General features: G+C 39.4%; 13 protein-coding genes, 1 tRNA gene and 1 pseudogene. 6 read left to right on the top strand and 9 right to left on the bottom strand.

The features are described 5' to 3' along the window. Positions 1 to 186: 186 nt before the first annotated feature. The 7 genes from D0T56_RS12855 to D0T56_RS12825 all read right to left on the bottom strand — a co-directional run bounded on the left by D0T56_RS12855 (position 187) and on the right by D0T56_RS12825 (position 6,115). Positions 187 to 798, bottom strand: coding sequence for a porin family protein (locus D0T56_RS12855; protein WP_163320565.1), 612 nt, complete (start codon positions 796 to 798; stop codon positions 187 to 189). Positions 799 to 815: 17 nt separating this feature from the next. After that, positions 816 to 887: transfer RNA gene (locus D0T56_RS12850), tRNA-Arg, on the bottom strand. 85 nt (positions 888 to 972) lie between these two features. Then, positions 973 to 1,401, bottom strand: a complete 429-nt coding sequence (locus D0T56_RS12845; RefSeq protein WP_163320564.1) for a hypothetical protein — start codon at positions 1,399 to 1,401, stop codon at positions 973 to 975. Positions 1,402 to 1,715: 314 nt separating this feature from the next. Next, the gene (locus tag D0T56_RS12840) at positions 1,716 to 2,657 is read right to left on the bottom strand and encodes a hypothetical protein (RefSeq protein ID WP_163320563.1); all 942 of its coding nucleotides are present in this window, start codon (positions 2,655 to 2,657) and stop codon (positions 1,716 to 1,718) included. 326 nt (positions 2,658 to 2,983) lie between these two features. Beyond that, a complete protein-coding gene (locus D0T56_RS12835; protein ID WP_163320562.1) occupies positions 2,984 to 3,646 on the bottom strand; it encodes a DUF2461 domain-containing protein in 663 nt (220 codons plus the stop codon). A 112-nt stretch (positions 3,647 to 3,758) separates the two neighbouring features. Then, complete coding sequence (locus D0T56_RS12830) at positions 3,759 to 4,868, bottom strand: TlpA disulfide reductase family protein (RefSeq protein ID WP_163320561.1); 1,110 nt, start codon at positions 4,866 to 4,868, stop codon at positions 3,759 to 3,761. 131 nt (positions 4,869 to 4,999) lie between these two features. Then, the gene (locus tag D0T56_RS12825; RefSeq protein WP_163320560.1) at positions 5,000 to 6,115 is read right to left on the bottom strand and encodes a TlpA disulfide reductase family protein; all 1,116 of its coding nucleotides are present in this window, start codon (positions 6,113 to 6,115) and stop codon (positions 5,000 to 5,002) included. Between the two features lie 580 nt (positions 6,116 to 6,695). Between D0T56_RS12825 and D0T56_RS12820 the strand changes: the two genes are divergently transcribed. The 6 genes from D0T56_RS12820 to recG all read left to right on the top strand — a co-directional run bounded on the left by D0T56_RS12820 (position 6,696) and on the right by recG (position 15,654). Then, a complete protein-coding gene (locus tag D0T56_RS12820; protein ID WP_163320559.1) occupies positions 6,696 to 7,769 on the top strand; it encodes a lysylphosphatidylglycerol synthase transmembrane domain-containing protein in 1,074 nt (357 codons plus the stop codon). Positions 7,770 to 7,882: 113 nt separating this feature from the next. Beyond that, positions 7,883 to 8,716: an alpha/beta hydrolase family protein gene (locus D0T56_RS12815; protein ID WP_163320558.1), complete on the top strand. Its 834-nt coding sequence runs from the start codon at positions 7,883 to 7,885 to the stop codon at positions 8,714 to 8,716. A 60-nt stretch (positions 8,717 to 8,776) separates the two neighbouring features. After that, positions 8,777 to 9,766, top strand: coding sequence for a GSCFA domain-containing protein (locus tag D0T56_RS12810; protein ID WP_163320557.1), 990 nt, complete (start codon positions 8,777 to 8,779; stop codon positions 9,764 to 9,766). After that, the gene (locus D0T56_RS12805) at positions 9,763 to 12,234 is read left to right on the top strand and encodes a bifunctional UDP-N-acetylmuramoyl-tripeptide:D-alanyl-D-alanine ligase/alanine racemase (RefSeq protein ID WP_163320556.1); all 2,472 of its coding nucleotides are present in this window, start codon (positions 9,763 to 9,765) and stop codon (positions 12,232 to 12,234) included. Before D0T56_RS12810 ends, D0T56_RS12805 begins: the two co-directional genes overlap by 4 nt. A gap of 45 nt (positions 12,235 to 12,279) precedes the next feature. After that, positions 12,280 to 13,449, top strand: a complete 1,170-nt coding sequence (locus D0T56_RS12800) for a virulence RhuM family protein (protein WP_163320555.1) — start codon at positions 12,280 to 12,282, stop codon at positions 13,447 to 13,449. A gap of 108 nt (positions 13,450 to 13,557) precedes the next feature. After that, positions 13,558 to 15,654, top strand: a complete 2,097-nt coding sequence (gene recG, locus D0T56_RS12795; RefSeq protein WP_163320554.1) for an ATP-dependent DNA helicase RecG — start codon at positions 13,558 to 13,560, stop codon at positions 15,652 to 15,654. Positions 15,655 to 16,673: 1,019 nt separating this feature from the next. Here the strand turns inward: recG and D0T56_RS12790 are convergent. Next, positions 16,674 to 18,059: a transglycosylase SLT domain-containing protein gene (locus tag D0T56_RS12790; protein ID WP_163320553.1), complete on the bottom strand. Its 1,386-nt coding sequence runs from the start codon at positions 18,057 to 18,059 to the stop codon at positions 16,674 to 16,676. A 268-nt stretch (positions 18,060 to 18,327) separates the two neighbouring features. After that, a pseudogene (locus D0T56_RS12785) lies at positions 18,328 to 19,356 on the bottom strand (dipeptide epimerase); the annotation flags it as partial. Between the last annotated feature and the right edge of the window lie 11 nt (positions 19,357 to 19,367).

Below are 19,367 nucleotides of genomic sequence, written 5' to 3'. Positions count from 1 at the left end.
CTGTAAGTGACGGAGGCTCTCATTGTCTCATTATCAGACTACAAAGATATAAAAAAAATGGAAAAAGAAATCAAGATTCAGAAAAATAACAATTTCTGAGTTTTAAATGTATAATTCAGAAAAAACAAAAAAGCAATCTTCTATGTTCGGAGATTGCTTTTTCGGTATGATTTGTTTTGTCTGTTCTTAGAAATAATAAGCGGCAGTCATATACCATGTTTTTTGATGCGAATCGAGCAAATCTTTCAAATCTGGTTGATCTTCGCTGTAATTATCTGTCAGTTTATATCTGAAATTTAAACCGACATCAAGATGCTTGAAAAGTTGAACACCTGCACCCAGATTCAGTCCCATCTGGAAACCTTTCGACTTGAATTTTTTAAAAGTATCTGAAATTACATTCCCTCCGCCTAGTTTCACTTCTCCGTATACACCACCAAGCGCATACAAGTCTATCGGACCTAGCAGGCTGAAGCGTTTTTTCAGATTCAGCGGGATTGTTATGTAGTCATAGTCCGAAACATCTATTTTCGAAGCTTCTTTTTCCTTTGTCGAATATTCTTTATGCCCGTACAGCAGTCCCGTTTCAAGTCCTAGTCCGTTGAAAGGCAATATTTCCAACGTAAGGCCAATGTTGTAACCCAGACGGTTTTTCACGTTCAACATGTCGGTCGAGATTTTGTGATCAACAAGGTCTACACCGCCTTTAATACCCCAATTGATTTGAGAATGTGCTTTTTGAGGCACTAGAGCCACCAAAAATAATGCTGCTAAAATGTAAAAAAAAGATTTTTTCATAACTGTGAGGTTTTTAGTAGCATGACCGGGAATCGAACCCGGATCTAAAGTTTAGGAAACTTCTATTCTATCCATTGAACTATCACGCCAACTCCTGTTATCGGATACAAAAATAATAGTTTTTTATTTAAATCATAATTCCACTCAAAATTTCAGTAGTTTTTATCTGAAAATCTACCGTAAAATGCCGTTTTCGATCAGTTGTTGCCTTATTTTCTCCCAATCGGCATAGGCTCTGTCTCCATTTTCGGGATAAATGAGCGGGCAGCCTAGGGCGGCGTCATCTATGTAGAGATGTCCATACGCTTTGGGTGATGAAGTCCAGAACCTTTGTGTCGGGTTTTTCTGAATACCATACAACGGTATGCCTTTTTTTTCGAACCATTGCACGGCTTCTGTCAATCGGTTTTCTTCAACAATGAAAGTCTCGTTGCTCAATTTATCTTTCTTCTTTTTCTTCCGGTCGCTCCGCATGGTGAAGAGAATGAGCTTGTGTCCTTTATTCACCAACTCTTTCAGTACTTCTTCCGCTCCAATGTCTTTCCCTATTTCGGGGAATTCGTGCGTAACGCAGGTTCCGTCAAAATCTATACATATTTCCATAAATAAGTTAACGTTTTTGGGGTCTTTTTGTTTTTTGTGGGCATATTTTTCAATGAGTTATGCCAATCAGTAGTTGGATACACCTCATCCTAACCCTCTCCAAAAGAGAGGGAATAAACTTCTCCTCTTTTTGGGATGGGAGGGGGTGCGTTTGTAGGGGGCAGGCTTCTTAGTCTGCCCGAAAGATTTGTCATGCTGAGCAACGCGAAGCATCTAGGAAGACAGGTATTGTTGATATTTGGGCGTAAGATTTTACGCCCCTACTAGGAAGACATTGTACAATTTATCCAACCTATTTCAACTACTGAATCTTTCTAATAACCTCCGTAATATTCGGTCAGCATCCATTTTCCATTTACCCTTTCAAAAGTAGCACTGTATGCAAGTTCCGATTCTACCCATCCTGAACTAAAGACCATTGTGTTGGGAGATGGTTTAGACCAACTTCCGAAAGAATTATCTTTTTGATTGAAGAAAGGTGTCAGTGTTTTCTTTTCAAGGAATGTCCAGTTCGACTGATTAAATGGCACTTTTTCTAAACATTCGCCATAATAATCGTCATAATACGGACTTTCGGGAGAACAATTGCCTTCTATCTTTTTCAGCCAGAATCCGACCGGAAATTTAATGTGAGTTATTTGTGCCTCTCTGTTCGAGCAAAATTCGCTGATAAAGGCTCTGAACTCCTTGCTGTCGGTATCTAAAACCCGATCTGATATTGCTGCCTTGCTTTCGAGGAAATCGTTGACAGGTTGCGATAAATTTTCGCTATCGGTGAATTGGGGAAAAACATCGCCCTGATTCTGCGGATAAAATTCATAGAACAGTGTGTATAGCTGGTCGTTATCGTAATTGTACAGCACAAAATCGACGTTATGATTGCCCATGCTACCTCCTTGTTGGTAATATTCGTAATACAGGTAAGAAGAATCGCCTATCGTGGTGATGCGAAGAGAATCTATACTGCTAAACATCACACCTTCGTAAAGCATTTTTTCTCTGGTGCATTTCCATTCGTTTTTTTCCTTTTCAACGATGAAAAGCTTACTGTCTGTCTCCAAATCTTTTTCCGTAGTCTTTATAAACAGCAGTTTGTTTTCTCCTATCTGAAAAGATGTGTCGGGCACTTCACTGAAAAGATTATTGAAAATTTCATTTCTCTCATTTACCGGAATTGTTTCCGTCTTTTTGTCTTTACACGCAAAAGCAAGTAAAGCAATACCAATGCAGAGGCTTAATTTGATGACACTGTTCATAGAGCTATTTTTTTAAATAATTTCTTTTTGAATATTAGAAACAAAAATACGAAAAAATGGTTTAGGTGTTGTGCGTTTTCATTAAATGAAGAGCATGACAGACAATATACTTAACCCGTAGTGCATTTAAGATTTTGATGTTAACTCATTTATTATAAGACTTATATTGGTTTTGTCATTTTGAACGAAGTGAAAAATCTGTGTATTTTCAATCCAGATCCTTCGTTTTACTCAGGATGACAATGTAAATATGTATTATGTTTCAGTTAATTATCTTTTTTTTTCTAAATGCACTACGAGTATACTTAGTTTTTCTCATAAAGACATCAATCCAATATCAAGTCATTCAAAAATTCGCTCATCGGTTGCATTTGCTTGTATATTTTCCCTGCGTATTCAACAAAATCTTTGCTTAGAATTTGCTCTTCATCTACGTTCTTCAAGACATAAAAATGCTTCAACTTCAAATATTCTGCTGCCGGATGTTCTTTGTCGAATCCGTTGGGAACCCGCTTCAGTGCATCTTCGTCCCGGTAGAGGTCGCCAATCTCTTTTTTGAAGTTTTTTTCGTCAAGTATTGCCCTGAATGTTTCGTAATCTTCATAAATGCCCCTTCTCACTTTTTTCAGTTGGTCAGGCATTAGCATGTAGTGACCGCAGGTCAGGAAACTTTCTTCGGGACTGATATGGAGATAATAACCGGAAGACTTGTCAAGACCTCTGGCACGGAATACTGCGCCAAAATGAGTTTTGTATGGTGTTTTATCCTGAGAAAAACGGGTATCCCGATAGATGCGGAAAATACATTGCTTCGGGTTTACGTTTCCGATCTCTTTGTCGAACGAAACAATTTCGGCTAATACCTGAGCCACAAGTATTTCAAAATCGGCACGGGCACGTTCATACCATGCCTTATTTTCTGCAAACCACTCCCTGTTGTTGTTCTCTTTCAGGGCAGCAATAAAGTTTAATGTATCTTTTTTCAGCATATTCGGTTGTGTTTAAGTATCAGTCAAAAATACAAAAATAATACGCATCTGAACAAAAATAAGGTCATCAATTAATTGACAACCTTATTCAGAATTACTGCGAATTTTATTTTTAGTTCAATATTTCTTCCAGTTTTCGGCTGAGCTCGTCTCCCCTGAGGTCTTTTGCTATGATAACACCATTCTGATCGACCAAGTAGGTGGCAGGTATAGTTGCCGTATTGTATGGAGCCGACAAGCTGCTTCCCCATCCTTTCAGGTCGGATATGTGCACCCAGTTCAGCTTATACTTTTTGATGGCTCCCGTCCAGGCTTTTTCTTCATCGTCCAGAGATATTCCCACTATTTCGAATCCTTTCGATTTGTATTTATCGTATGCTTCCTTCACATGAGGAAATTCCTTTATACATGGGTTGCACCACGAAGCCCAGAAATCAATAAGGACAACTTTCTTTTTACCTACATAGTCGGACAAGGCAACTTCCTTTCCCTGAGGTGTTTTACCTTTCACGTCAATATATTTTTCGCCAACGGGAACGCCTTGAGGCTCTTCTGCCGTATCGGCTCCGGTCAGTTCCTTTATTTTTGCTTTAAAAGACGGATCGGCTTTAGCCAATAGTTCATCTATCTTGCTTCGGTCGAAAGCATCGCCAAAGGAAAGGAAGTAAAATTCACCTACCGGGTTGGTTATATTTTTTTCGATATATTGCAGTATATACGATTTATATTCGTCCCTTAAAGTAGTCAATTCGTTCACTTTCGACTCGGGAATACTATCTCCTTTTGCATCCGAAATTTGAAAATCCATCAGAAGTTTTTCCACCTTGGAATGAATGGCCAAGGTTTTATCCTGAAATTCTTGATAGTCGTCATTCATCGGTGTTCCGCTTACATGGGGAATGCTGTCGAGCTTGAGGGTTATCGCCCCTTTTTCGTTAATGAAAAAAGCTCTCCGAGGTATATTTGGTTCGTTTATATCGGGAATATCTATAAACTGCAAGGTAGCTGTGTCGGTTACGTTGCGCGAAAAGCTGAATGTATTTCTTTTTATTTTTGTCGAGTCTACTATGACATATTCCTCAAAACTACTTGGTGCAGCATACAGGTAAACTGTCGATCCGTCGAACTGGTCGTCGGGCAGAACCCCTGTCAGTTTCGAATTATTTGAACAAGAACTCAGCGCCAGAATGGCTACTGAGAGCGCTACTAAAATTTGTTTCATCTTATTTTTATATTATTTAATACTAATCAGTATTTGGTTAAATTCGACGTTAACGATTTTTGTAAGGTTGATGCGTATAATTTAAACCAATATTCTTCAAACACTGATTCGCATTCGTTATAACGAACTTCTTATTGCAATAGTTCAGCTATTTTCTTCTCCAATGCCGGTCCGACCAAATTTTTCGCAATAATTTTACCGTCCTTGTCCAACAGCAGCGTTGCAGGAATGGAGCTGACCCCGTATTTTTGGGCTGCTTCCGATTGCCAACCGCCAAGATCGGACATCTGCGGCCATGTTATATTCATTCTTTTCGATGTAGACACCCATCTCGTTTTGTCTTGATCGAGAGATACTCCTACAATTTCGAACCCTTTGTCTTTATATTTATTGTAAATTTCTACAAGATTAGGCATTTCTTTCAGGCATGGCCTACACCACGACGCCCAAAAGTCTATCAGTATGATCTTACTTTTGCCTACGTAATCCGATAAAGCTATTTTTTTCCCGTTTATATCGGGATATTCGAGGTTAGTATAAGATTGCCCTATCTGAGTGGCACGAGTCAGGTCTTGAATCGATTTTATGCTCTTTACGGTCTGTGTTTCACTTATCTCGGGTCTGAGCATTCCCAGGAGTTCGTCGGTCTGGTCAAAATCAAAATAATTTGCCAGAGATAAGAAATTGAATTCACCTATCGGATTTTTTATATTCTCTTTTGTGAAAACGAATATCTCATCCATCATGGCTTTCGACAGGATTTTGTATTCTTCTTGAAGAGTCTTCATCTGTATTTCGTTGCCCGAAGCCTGATCTGCCTTTTTTTTCAGGTTCTCAAATTTTGCGTCATATCTGGAACGGACATCTACATTAAACCGGTTTAGGGTGTCGTTTAAAATTGTACCGCCGAAAGTGGTAATATTGTCTTTCCTTACAAATATTTTTCCGGGTTCCAACACAAAGTTGACAAATGGGTTTTTCTCTCCACTCACAGATAATAATGCTATTGATGGTTCTCCGGTTGCGCCTGTGAATTGTGCGACGGAGTCTTTCACGGTTGCCGTGCTGATAGTATTCAAATCGTATGTGTCGAGATCGAGGCTATGCAAAGATACGGTTCTCCCTTCTGTCTTGTTGTTAGGAAATTTGACTGTGACGGTGTAGGTTGTATCTGTCAATTCGGTTTGTGCTGTAATTCCTATGAATGATGCTAATACGGCCATCAGAGGGAATAATATTTTCTTCATCAAAATAAGTCTTTGTTCTTGTTATTTGTTTAATATGCAAAGATATACATAGAAACAGAAATAAAAAAAGTAATTATATATAAAAAAACTCTATAATCTGTGGTGCGTTTGTAGGGGCGTGTGCCAAAAGTCTTTTCTACCCCTAGTCCCTAAAGGGGACTTTTTAAACAATGAAGTCATCTAGACTTTTTAAATTATACTTAATTTTTAAGTTTTTGTCATGTTGAACGTAGTGAAACATCTAAAAAAAACAGATCCTTCGATACTCTCAGGATGACAAAATTGAATAAAACGAAAAAGTCTAGATGACTTCAATTAATAATCAATACACCCCTACACCTCACCCTAAGTCCTACCCAAAAGAGAGGGAACAAACTCCTCTTGTCGTCGCATGGAATTTGCAATCGCATGCTTGGCTACTGTCCGGATTTTAAATCCGGGAAATAACGACTTCTGGATTTTTCGCTTATCTACCCGTTTACTTGTTTATCATCACCACAAATAAATCAAGTAACGCTTTATTCGATATAATATCTCTTATTTCTTTTCTTATCTTTGGGTGAAATTTATCATACTAAATATGCAAGGTACAACTACACCATTCAGCAGGTGGAAAATAATCCTGCCCACAATAATAGGGTTCGGGGTTATCATTTTTATGTTTTGGCAGGATTTTTTCGGAGAAAATAAAGCGGAGAATATCGAGGGTCTGAAAAAAATCAGCCTTTCGTGGACAATGGTGTTCTGGCTTTTCATAGCCTTGCTTCTCATGGTAGGTCGTGATCTGGGTTTTATTATCCGGTATAGATATTTGACAGACAAGCTGTTGTCGTGGAAACAGTGCATAAAAGTCACGCTCTTGGCCGAGTTTGGTTCTGCTATAACCCCATCTACCGTTGGAGGCTCCAGTATGGCTGTACTTTTCCTTGCAAAAGAAAAAATATCGGTGGGAAGAAGTACCACGATTGTGTTTGTGACTTTGTTTCTGGACGAAATGTTTTTTGTTGTTACATTCCCGTTTTTGCTCCTATTTATTCCGTTGGATAGGCTGTTTATGGACTCAACGGCGATAGAAGCGGGTGTTACGGGATTGTTTATAGTTGCTTATGTGCTTAAGCTGGTTATCTGCTTGGGACTTATTGTCGGATTATTTTTCAAACCTCAGATTATAAGGTGGATTCTGATAAAGATATTTCATCTCCCATTTCTTCGCAGGTGGAGAAATGCGGCTATAAAAGTTGGCGATGACATTGTGACTAGTTCCCGTGAAATTCGGGGGAAAGGTTTTTCCTTTTGGTTTCCTTCTGTTTCGGCCACAATTTTGTCGTGGTGTTCCCGTTATCTTGTAGTGAATGCTATTTTTATGGCATTTTTCCAAGTGAGTGACAACTTGTTGGTTTTTGCCCGTCAGTTTGTGATGTGGATATTGATGGTTGTCAGTCCGACGCCTGGAGGAAGCGGTTTCACCGAATTTATATTCAAAGGGTATCTGGCCGAATTCATTCCCGTGGTAGGACTTGTGCCCGTGATCGTTTTGCTTTGGAGGCTGTTGACTTATTATAATTACCTTTTCATCGGGTCTATTTTGGTTCCAAAATGGGCGGCAAAAGCATTTGGAAAAAATGCGGAAGAAAAGAATATTGACGAAAATTGAATAATAGCCAAGCATGGGATTGCAAAACCCATGCAACGACAGTGAAGTTTGCCGAATTTGACCCTACTATTTAAATATACTTTAATATACGTAACTAAAAGATCTGAAAAATCATGAGTAAAATTAAACTAGCCTTATTTCTGACTCTCTGTTTGGTTTTGAATATTAATGCCCAGACAGTTGAAACTATTTCCGTACCCAGTCCCAAAATGGGGAGCGAGGTGAAAAATGTAATTATACTTCCTGCTGGGTACGATAGAAATGCGAATAAAAACTATCCGGTACTTTATCTTTTGCATGGATATAGTGGTAATCATAGCAGTTGGGTAGAACTGAAAAAAGAATTGCCGGAAGAGGCTTCAAGACTAGGAATGATTATTGTTTGCCCCGACGGAAAAAATGCCTGGTATTGGGATAGTCCCATCAATCCGAAGATGCAGTATGAGACTTATGTGAGCAAAGAGCTTGTTGGCTATATAGATAAAAACTACAAAACCATCCAATCGCCTAATGGGCGTGCTATTGCCGGACTTAGTATGGGTGGTCATGGTGCGCTTTGGCTGGCGATCAATCATCCTGACGTTTTCGGTGCTTGCGGGTCGATGAGCGGGGGTGTGGATATTCGTCCGTTCCCCAACAATTGGGAAATGAAAAAATCTATCGGATCGTATAAAGACAACCCTAAAGTATGGGACGATCATACGGTGATGACTCAAATTTCTAAAATCGAGCCGAATACTCTTTCTATCATTATAGATTGCGGAACAGAAGACTTTTTCTTCGGTGTAAACGAGAAACTTCATCAAGAATTGCGTTATCGAAACATTAAGCACGATTATATCGTTCGCCCCGGTGCGCACAATGGCCCTTACTGGCAGAATGCAATAGATTATCAGTTGCTTTTCTTCTGGAAGTTCTTCAATCGGAAAGAAGAGAAGAAAAAGTAAGTTATTCCATACATCTTTCTTATTTTTGTTCTGTTTTATTTCAAACTTAATTTTTGAATAATGGATTTCAGGACGGAAATAGAATTGCAAAAGGTTCCTTTTGGCATCAACCATCAATCGAAGTTGTTGCTCACAGGCTCTTGCTTTGTAGAGAATATAGGGAGAAAACTATCCTCAGACAAGTTTGATGTGATGATAAATCCTTTTGGCATCCTCTACAATCCTTTGTCAATAGCTCAATCGCTGCATACTGCTTTGTCGGGTAAAATATTCGATGAAAGCGATATTTTTCAACACAATGGCTTATTCCATAGTTTTCAGCATCATGGCGATTTTTCGGATATTGATCCGCAAAAAAGCCTTGCGAAAATAAATAACAGTTTATTGCTTTTGAGAGACAATATATCGTCGGTTGATGTATGTTTCATTACTTTCGGAACGTCGTTCGTTTATTTTCATAATGCCACAAACGGAGTTGTTGCAAACTGCCATAAACTTCCGGCAAAGGAGTTTACCCGTAGAAGGGTCGACCTGAACGAAATAGTAACCGTTTGGAACGGATTGATCGAATCACTCAGAAAAGTGAATCCGAAAATTCGCCTTGTGTTCACGGTAAGTCCTATCCGTCATTGGAGTGACGGCGCTCATGACAACCAGTTGAGTAAGGCTATATTGCTGTTGGCTATTGACCAATTGATGAAAGAGAATGATGATGTTTATTATTTCCCCTCCTACGAATTAGTTCTTGACGATTTGCGTGACTATCGTTTCTATGCCGAAGATATGTTGCACCCGAACGATCTGGCAATAAGTTATATATGGGAGAAGTTCGGTGAAATGTTTTTCGAGAACGACACCAAACAAATTGTAAAAGAGTGGAATAAACTGAAAAAGGCTATCGAGCACAAACCACTAAACCCCGAATCTGATGAATACCAACAATTTTTAAAGCAAACTTTGTTAAAACTATCAGATTTTTGCAATAAATATCCTTACTTTTATTGTGAAAATGAAATAAAACAGCTTAATAATAAACTATCAGGGAAATGACGTACACTATTTTCGAAATTGCGAAAATCCTCAATATAAAAAAGGCAGGGCTTAATGCCGCCCATATAAACTACCTGCTCACAGATAGCCGTAACCTTTTGCATCCCGAAGAAACCTTATTTTTTGCGATCGCCACATCAAACAACGATGGTCACAAATATGTGCAGGAATTGTATGAATCAGGTGTGCGTAACTTTGTTGTTCAGGAGTTGCATGCAGACTGGGAAAGATTTGACGATGCCAATTTTTTGATAGTAAAAGATTCTTTGGCTGCCTTACAAAAAATTGCGGCCGTTCACCGTAAAAAATTTGATATCCCGATTATTGCCATTACAGGCAGTAACGGAAAAACGGTGGTCAAGGAGTGGATATATCAGCTGATTGGTTCCAATTTCAATGTCACACGGTCGCCTCGGAGCTACAATTCGCAGATAGGCGTTCCCCTGTCGGTGTGGCAACTGAATGAAAACACACAGGTAGGACTGTTTGAGGCTGGCATTTCACAACCCGGTGAAATGGAAAAACTGGAGACTATCATTACTCCCACCATAGGCGTTTTGACCAATGTTGGAGAGGCTCATCAAGAAAATTTTGAAACCTTGAAGCAAAAATGCCTCGAAAAACTGGAACTTTTCATCAATTGTGATGTCATTATATGTGAAGAAGACAACCATTTGATCGAGGAATGTATGGAAATAGCCTGCCTGACTCAAAAACGCCTCACGTGGTCGAAAAACATGTCGGGAACAAGTCCGCTTCAAATAAAGAAAATAACGAAGAAAGATTTTTCCACACAGCTCGATTTCATATTCCTGCAATATGGATTTTCAACCGAAATTCCTTTTACAGACGACGCTTCCATCGAGAATGCGATGTCGGCGATAGCTGTCGCTTTTTACTTGCATGTTCCCACAGCTACCATTCTGGAAAAATTGTCACAGTTGGAACCTGTCAGAATGCGATTGGATGTCAGGTCGGGAAAAAACAATACGATTATTATCAATGATACGTATAATTCCGATTACAACTCGTTGTCGATTGCCTTAGACTTTTTGCAGCAACGTTCTACATTGAATTCTCTGAAACGACTGTTGATTCTTTCCGATATACCACAATCGGGGACAACACTTTCGTCACTCTATCATCGTGTGGCTGATTTGTTGCAACAGAAAAAGATTGATAAACTGATCGGGATTGGTAAAGACATCTCGAAAAACAAAAATATATTCAAGTCGATAGATTCTTCTTTTTTCGAATCCACAGATGACTTTATTTCTTCGAGAGTCTGGGCAAATATTTCCGATGAAATGATACTTTTGAAAGGAGCCAGAAGTTTCGGTTTCGAAAAGATCAATGAACTGCTGGAAGTGAAATCGCACGAAACGGTTTTAGACGTAAATCTGGATGCGATTGTCCACAATTTCAATTTCTATCGGTCTCGCCTGGGTAAGGATACCAGACTCATTTGCATGGTGAAAGCCGATGCCTATGGTTCGGGAGATGTGGAGGTTGCGAAAACTTTACAGCATCACAAATGCGATTATCTGGCTGTGGCAGTAGCCGACGAGGGAGTCTTGCTTCGTCAGGGTGGCATAAAAGTCCCGATTATAGTACTGAATCCTGAGGTGCGTGGGTTCGACAATCTGTTTTCTTACAATCTGGAGCCAGAGGTGTATAATTTCAGAATTCTTGATGCTTTTATCAAAGAAGCGTCGAACAAAGGAGCGCGAGATTATCCCATACATATCAAAATAGACACGGGAATGCACCGCTTAGGCTTCACGAAGGAGGATATTCCCGCATTGGTGGAACGAATGAAAAACCAGAACTATTTGTCGATAAAATCGTGTTTTTCGCATCTTGCAGCAAGTGAAAGCTGGACTTTTGACGACTTCACCACCGAACAGATAAAGACATTTAAGGAAGTAGCCGGACAGCTCGAGCGGCAACTCGGATATCGTGTGATGAAACACATCCTGAATTCGGCCGGAATTGAACGATTCCCGGAAGAGCAAATGGATATGGTTCGCTTGGGTATCAGCCTTTATGGAGTCAGTGCCAGTGGACTGAGCGGACTGCGAAATGTATGTACTCTGAAAACTACAATTCTCCAAATAAAAGAAGTGCCCAAAGGTGAAACCGTGGGATATGGACGTAAGGGTGTTATGGAAAGGGATTCACGCATAGCAACCATCCGCATCGGTTATGCCGACGGGCTCGACCGCCACTTAGGGAATGGGGTAGGCAAGTTTCTGGTGAATGGACAACTAGCACCGTTGGTTGGCAACGTATGTATGGATTTGTGTATGCTCGACATTACGAATATTCCTGCAAATGAAGGTGATACGGTGATTGTCTTTGGCGAAGAGTTGAACTTGGTAGATATGGCTAAATCATTAGATACCATTCCTTACGAAATTCTGACTTCCGTTTCGTCGCGTGTTAAGAGGATATATTACAAGGAGTGAGAGTTGTTAATAAAAAAATAAATGGATTGGTAGCAAATTGATATTATGGATGAGTTGGATAATCAGTATAATTTTCTCTTTTATCAGGGAAAAGGAGGTAGCACTAAAATACAAATATTCTTAGATCAAAGATCCGAAACTATCTGGACAACTCAAAAAGGAATGAGTGAAATATTTGATGTAGATAGAAGTGTTATTACAAAGCATTTATCAAATATTTACCAACAGGGAGAGCTCGAGAAAGATCGAACTTGTGCAAAATTTGCACAAGTTCAAAAAGAAGGAAACAGAGAGGTTCGTAGAGAAATAGAATATTACAATCTTGATGCCATTATATCAGTTGGTTATAGAGTTAACTCCCAAAAAGCTACTGATTTCAGGATCTGGGCAACTGATGTATTAAAAGAATATCTAATAAAAGGTTTTGTATTAGATGACGAAAGATTAAAGCAAGGTAAGGACGCTTTTGGGAAAGACTATTTTGATGAATTACTGGAACGCATTAGGGAGATTCGTGCTTCCGAAAGAAGATTTTATCAAAAAATAACGGATATATATGCTCAATGCAGTATCGATTATGATCCATACTCCCCTATAACTCAACTGTTTTATGCAACAGTTCAAAATAAATTGCATTATGCTATACATAATTGCACTGCTGCCGAGTTGATAGAGAAAAGAGCAGATTCAACCAAGCCTAATATGGGTTTAACAACCTATAAGAATGCGGATAAAGGAGGGAAAATACTGAAGAGTGATGTGTCGAATGCTAAAAATTACCTCAAGGAAGAGGAACTCAATAATTTAAATAGAATAGTATCAATGTATCTTGATTTTGCTGAGAATCTGGCAAAAAGACAAAAAGTTATGAAAATGACAGATTGGGCAAATAGATTAGATGCATTTTTAGAATTCAATGAATATGATATTTTAAATGATGCAGGTAAAGTTTCGGCAAAAGTTGCCAAACAAATAGCCGAAAAAGAATATGAAAAATTTAGAATTATACAGGATCGGGAATATAAATCTGATTTTGACAAAATTGTCGATGAAATAAAGATTATAGGAAAATTGCCTCCTAAAAAAATATCTGATTTAGACATCAGTATTAGGACTATACAAGATAAGCAGACTCTGAATGATGATTCTATTAAGAAGAAAGGTAAAAAATCGAAAGATAAAAATGATGATTTAGAATCGGAAGCGATAAATTGAAAGCTAAAATTCATTTGCTTATGCACGATCAAATTCATCTGTAATCGGCAGTCATTGCCATATTTCATTTAATTTTGTAAGTTTGTCACTGTTTTTCTGAGCATGGCAATGGCAAATCTTTCTCAAACCGACATAAAATATCTGCCCGGAGTTGGTCCGAAAAAAGCCGAAATCCTGAATAAGGAACTTGGCATCTATTCGGTGGAAGACTTGTTGTATTATTTCCCCTACAAATACATCGACCGCAGCCGTATCTATTACATTCACGAGATTGACGGCAATATGCCATATATTCAGCTTAAAGGCAGGATAACAGCTTTTGAGTCGGCAGGAGAGGGGCGAAATAAGCGATTAATAGCCCATTTTACCGATGGAACCGGATTTATTGATCTGGTTTGGTTTCAGGGGGCACGGTTCATGCAAGATAAGTATAAGGTTAACAATCAATACCTTGTTTTCGGAAAACCGACACTGTTTGGCAAGAAATTCAATATTGCTCATCCCGATATTGATCCGTATATTGATGGGAGTCAGGACAATATGGGGTTGATGGGGTATTACAATACGAGTGAGAAAATGAAAAAACATTATCTCAACTCGAAAGCCTTGCAAAAGATCATCAGTTCGGCTTTTTCATCCGTTCATTCCCAGATTGCCGAGACTTTACCCGATTACGTTATCAGGGATGCTAATTTGATGGATTTGAAATCCGCTCTCAGGAATATCCATTCGCCCGAAAACCCTGCCTTGCTGAGGCAGGCTCAATATCGTCTCAAGTTTGAGGAATTGTTCTACATACAACTCAATATACTGAGATATACAAAAAACAGAAACAAGTCGATAAAAGGGCATATTTTTAGACAAGTTGGTGATATTTTCAATACATTTTACCACAAAAATCTCCCTTTTGAGCTCACAAATGCTCAAAAACGGATAATAAAGGAAGTTCGTCAGGATATGGCGACAGGCAAGCAAATGAACCGCCTGCTGCAAGGTGATGTAGGGAGCGGAAAAACTCTGGTTGCTCTGATGCTGATGCTCATTGCTCTGGATAATGGATTTCAGGCATCAATGATGGTTCCGACGGAAATTTTGGCAACACAACACTTTCAATCAATATCGGAACTCTTGTTTGGCATGGATGTCAGGGTCGAACTATTGACAGGCTCCACAAAGAAATCGGCAAGAACAAAGATACTCTCCGATCTGTTGACGGGAGAAGTGGATATTCTTATCGGTACACATGCTTTGATTGAAGATACTGTCGTGTTCGATAATCTGGGTCTTGTGGTGATAGATGAGCAACATCGTTTTGGGGTTGCCCAAAGAGCAAAATTGTGGCGAAAAAATTCGATTCCACCGCATATATTGGTCATGACGGCTACACCTATCCCCCGTACTCTGGCAATGACTGTTTATGGCGATCTGGATGTGTCCGTCATTGATGAGTTACCACCCGGCAGAAAACCCATCCAGACTATTCACCAATTTGATAAAAGGCGTGCGGCGTTGTACCAGTCTGTCAGAAAGCAGTTGCAAGAGGGCAGGCAAGTCTATTTCGTTTATCCGTTGATTGAGGAAAGTGAAACTCTCGATTTGCGAAATCTGGAAGAAGGTTTCGAGCATATCAAGGAAGTCTTTCCCGATTATAAGGTTTGCAAGGTGCATGGAAAAATGAAGCCGAAAGACAAAGACGCAGAAATGCAACTCTTTGTCAACAATGAAGCTCAGATCATGGTGGCTACAACTGTTATAGAAGTGGGCGTGAATGTGCCCAATGCTTCGGTTATGGTGATAGAAAGTGCCCAGCGATTCGGGCTATCGCAGTTGCATCAGCTTCGAGGACGTGTGGGGCGTGGCGCAGATCAGTCTTTTTGTATTCTGATAACTCCCTATGAACTTTCGGCGGAGACAAAGAAAAGAATTAGCATAATGGTGGAAAGCAATGACGGATTCGAAATTGCCGAAGCCGACCTGAAACTTCGTGGTCCCGGCGATTTGGAAGGAACACAACAGAGTGGGGTAGCCTTCAACCTGAAAATCGCAAATATTGTTCGTGATGGAGACATTCTGCAATATGCACGGGAAGTAGCTGCCAAAATCATCGAATCGGACGAAAATCTGGAATATCCCAACAATCAAATTCTCAAAATTCAATTAAAAAAATTATCCGCATCCAACGTAAATTGGGGATTAATAAGCTGATCGAAATTCTTTCTTTCAAAAGATTTTCGATGAATTCTTGAAAACATCAATAGTAGTTCTAGTAGTATATGTATCTGGTATTTGAAATATATTTTAACTTGAATGTTATACCATAAATGTATTATAATTATTTTATAAATATCAGTTTATAAAAATATACTATTCTATGTCGATATAAATATATCGTTTTTATTAACATTAAATTAGTCAAAACAAGGCTGTTAAAAACATCGCTTCCATCGAAAAAAAAATATTTTGAAAATCAGAGAAAAGAGGAGAGCTGTGAATCAGCAGTTGGGAAAGGTTCAATTACATTAGTCGTTTTGTGTGACTCGGCACAATCAAAACAAATTTTGCTTCTGCTCTCGCTACTTGAAATGTTCTTTTAATTTCGATGTTTTTCGGGTGGAGTAGAACCCCACCCCTACAATAATATCTCCCAGTAGGGGCGTAAAATCTTACGCCCGAATATTGACATACATCGGGTGAAAAATTTTTCACCCCTACAACTGTAATTTTATCGTCCCCGTTCTCCGGGGTTTGTAACCCCCGGAACTAAAATCCGAATAGTAGCCAAACATGGGATTGCAAATCCCATGCGACAACAAAAAATAAAGGGGATGTGTCAAAAGTTCCAAATTTCGGAAAATACCCCCCAGCCCCTAAAGGGGTGTATTGATTATCAATTGTTAAAAAAAGTCCCCTTTAGGGGATTATAGGGGTAGAAAAGACTTTTGGCACACGCTCAACAGGTCTTTGATGTTAACTCATTTGTTGTAAGATTTATACCCGTTTTGTCATCCTGAACAAAGTGAAGGATCTGTTTTTAGAAAGTACAGATTCTTCGTTGCACTCAGAAACAACGTTCGAGGAGCGAAGCCGACTCAATGACAATATAAATTATGTATTATATTTCAGTTAGTTATCTTTTGTTCTCTAAATGTACTACGGGTTTTTAGCTGATTATATAGTAAACAAGATACGAGATACAAGTTTTTTACTTGTCTACTTGTCAACCATCAGCCGTCAGTCGATTTATAAGAATTCCATTTCGAGATCACTTTGCCCACATAAGCGATTGTTTCCGTCCCCCTGAAATAACCATTCTTACACACCGGATCGTTGTAATATTCCGGAACGCTTTTCAATTGGATGTATTTTTCCACATTGCCATCCCAAACATTCGGATTTGCCCCATATTTCCGTGCTAAGGCACGAGCATCGCTGATATGCCCGTTACCTCCATTATAAGAAGCGAGGACAAATTTCATCCGTTCGTGCGGGTCTTCTATGCTCCTGAACATTTTATCGAGAGTAACTATCAGCTTGGTGCCTGCCTTGATGTTCATTTCGGGATTGGTACGTTCTCCCGGATCTATGCCCATCGCTTTGGCTGTACCGGGCATCAGCCCCATCAACCCGACGGCTCCGGCCCACGAAGACACATCGTTTCTGAACCGTGACTCGTGGAAAGCAATGGCAACAAGCAATTTCCAATCCAAATCCGCAGCTTGGGCGTATGCCTGAAAAAGTGAATCGTAAGGAGACAAATGCCCTTTGGGTATTTCAACACTTCCGAGGTAGTTATCTTCGTCGGGACCAACCTTGCTCAATTCAAAATATTTCTTTGTGATACTTTTGTAAACAGGCGTATTACCATTTTCTCTGAACCACCGATCCAATGCTTCTGCCAGTTTCGGAGTGTCTTTTCTTACCACCCACGACGAACGTTGATCGCCACTGATGGGCACCGAAATATCGATGTTTCGGTAGTAGGTCTTATTCAACATGGCAATATGCTCATCACTAACCGTATATCGAATCTCCTTTTTCGACACCATTTCTATCAGGTCTTCCGTTGTGATGGTATCTTTTTCCACATCTTTAATAATAATTCCTCCACCAAGTTCAGCATTCAGGTTTTCGAGACGTGTATTGTATTTAGTGTTGTGCATCACATACACTTCTTTTCCTATGAGGTCGGGAACATCCTTCACCAGAGTATCGCCCCTGTTGGCCGATTGCACAAGCACCTGATGAGACACTTGTTCCAGTCCGCAATAAATAACAGAATCTTTCATCTCATTCCGCACAGCCATGCCATACGCAACAAGGTCGCCTTCGCCGTTGGCAAGCATTTCGAGCAGCTTTGTCTGATTCTCGGCTACTTTCACATTCAGAGTCAACCCGTGCTCATCGCAAAAATCCTTACACAACTCGTAGTCATACCCCATAGGTTCGTCTTTGTATATGAAATATGAAGTTGAACTACTTAATGTAATGATGTTCAACTCACCCGATTCTTTTATCCGGTCGAAATCATCTACCTTAACAACATCTTTCGGCGGCGTTTTGCAAGAAAATGCAATGAAGCAAATTGTAAGGAAAATAGTTACATTTTTCATGTGACGATATCTTTTTATTAAGGTCGCAGACCTACTAATTTAGAAACAAGTAACAAATTGTATTGAACATATTTAAGAACAAAGAAAATAAAGTTATCAAACCTGAAAAATAAAAAAACATGTTTTACAATATGTTTTTTTTCTAGGCTGATAAAAATAAATCCCCTTATTTTGTACTTGATAACCTAAAACAATCTTTTTACCTTAAACACTGATACCTAAAAAACTCATACAGCGGGGATTTAATAAATTCCCGCTCTTTTTTTGTCTAAATTTTTCTTACTCCAATGCCGGGTAGATCTGACAAAATGATATTTCCTCCGAATTGAGACACCCCTTCAAAGCAGTCGTTCGTTATTAGCAGATTGCCATCCAAATCGGCAAATTCAACGGCAGGAGATAGCTGCGCTGCTGCTGAAATGGCACATGATGTTTCTGTCATGCAACCCAACATCACCCTAAGGTTCAACGATGGTGCAAGTTGTATCATTTTCCAAGCCTCATTCATGCCCGTACATTTCATCAGTTTGATATTTATACCCGAAAATACCCCTTTCAACCGGGACATATCAGCCAAACGCTGTACAGATTCATCGGCAAATGTAGGCAACGGGCTTCGCTCCGTGAGCCACGCATTTCCATCCAAGTCTGCTTTTGACATGGGTTGCTCAATCATCACAACGCCCTTTTCCTGCAACCAATAAATCATATCCAAAGCCGACTCCTTGTCCGCCCAACCCTGATTGGCATCAATAGCCAAAGGCAAATCGGTGACCGACCGAATAACTTCAATCATTTTTTTGTCGTTTTCACCGCCAAGTTTTACTTTCAGAATTTTAAATTTTTCATTGGCTTCCTTTGTCTTTTTTTTCACAATTTCGTCTGTATCCATTCCTATGGTGTAGGTTGTAGGAGGAGCCTTTTCCTTGTCCAAACCCAGGAGAGAATACCACGGCTTGCCTTTTATTTTTCCGGCTAAATCGTGTAAGGCAATATCAACGGAAGCCTTTGCTGCTGTGTTTCCGGTTGCTATGGAATCGACATAAGAAAGAATGTCCTCTATGCGATTTATATCGTTGAATTGGGACAGATTCACTTTTTGAAGAAATTCGCAAACAGACGTTTGCGTTTCTCCCAGATATTGGGGTAAAGACGCCTCTCCATAACCGACAATTCCCTCATATTCAATCTCTGTCAATACAACAGGCGTCATTGTTCGGGAATAATTGGCTATCGTAAAAGGATATTTCAACTGAAGATTATATGGTTTCCAAGTGAGTTTCATTTTCAACTGTATTTTGTTTCATG

The sequence above is a fragment of the Dysgonomonas sp. 520 genome (genome assembly GCF_010501095.1).
In the GTDB taxonomy this organism is placed as follows: domain Bacteria; phylum Bacteroidota; class Bacteroidia; order Bacteroidales; family Dysgonomonadaceae; genus QVMP01.
This window is presented reverse-complemented; position numbering and strand designations above follow the sequence as displayed.

Coding starts and splice junctions, on each gene's coding strand:
- D0T56_RS12835 (WP_163320562.1), bottom strand. CDS start 3,646: ATGCTGAAAAAAGATACATTAAACTTTATTGCTGCCCTGAAAGAGAAC.
- D0T56_RS12845 (WP_163320564.1), bottom strand. CDS start 1,401: ATGGAAATATGTATAGATTTTGACGGAACCTGCGTTACGCACGAATTC.
- D0T56_RS12855 (WP_163320565.1), bottom strand. CDS start 798: ATGAAAAAATCTTTTTTTTACATTTTAGCAGCATTATTTTTGGTGGCT.
- D0T56_RS12790 (WP_163320553.1), bottom strand. CDS start 18,059: ATGAAAAATGTAACTATTTTCCTTACAATTTGCTTCATTGCATTTTCT.
- D0T56_RS12805 (WP_163320556.1), top strand. CDS start 9,763: ATGACGTACACTATTTTCGAAATTGCGAAAATCCTCAATATAAAAAAG.
- D0T56_RS12840 (WP_163320563.1), bottom strand. CDS start 2,657: ATGAACAGTGTCATCAAATTAAGCCTCTGCATTGGTATTGCTTTACTT.
- D0T56_RS12825 (WP_163320560.1), bottom strand. CDS start 6,115: ATGAAGAAAATATTATTCCCTCTGATGGCCGTATTAGCATCATTCATA.
- D0T56_RS12800 (WP_163320555.1), top strand. CDS start 12,280: ATGGATGAGTTGGATAATCAGTATAATTTTCTCTTTTATCAGGGAAAA.
- recG (WP_163320554.1), top strand. CDS start 13,558: ATGGCAAATCTTTCTCAAACCGACATAAAATATCTGCCCGGAGTTGGT.
- D0T56_RS12830 (WP_163320561.1), bottom strand. CDS start 4,868: ATGAAACAAATTTTAGTAGCGCTCTCAGTAGCCATTCTGGCGCTGAGT.
- D0T56_RS12815 (WP_163320558.1), top strand. CDS start 7,883: ATGAGTAAAATTAAACTAGCCTTATTTCTGACTCTCTGTTTGGTTTTG.
- D0T56_RS12810 (WP_163320557.1), top strand. CDS start 8,777: ATGGATTTCAGGACGGAAATAGAATTGCAAAAGGTTCCTTTTGGCATC.
- D0T56_RS12820 (WP_163320559.1), top strand. CDS start 6,696: ATGCAAGGTACAACTACACCATTCAGCAGGTGGAAAATAATCCTGCCC.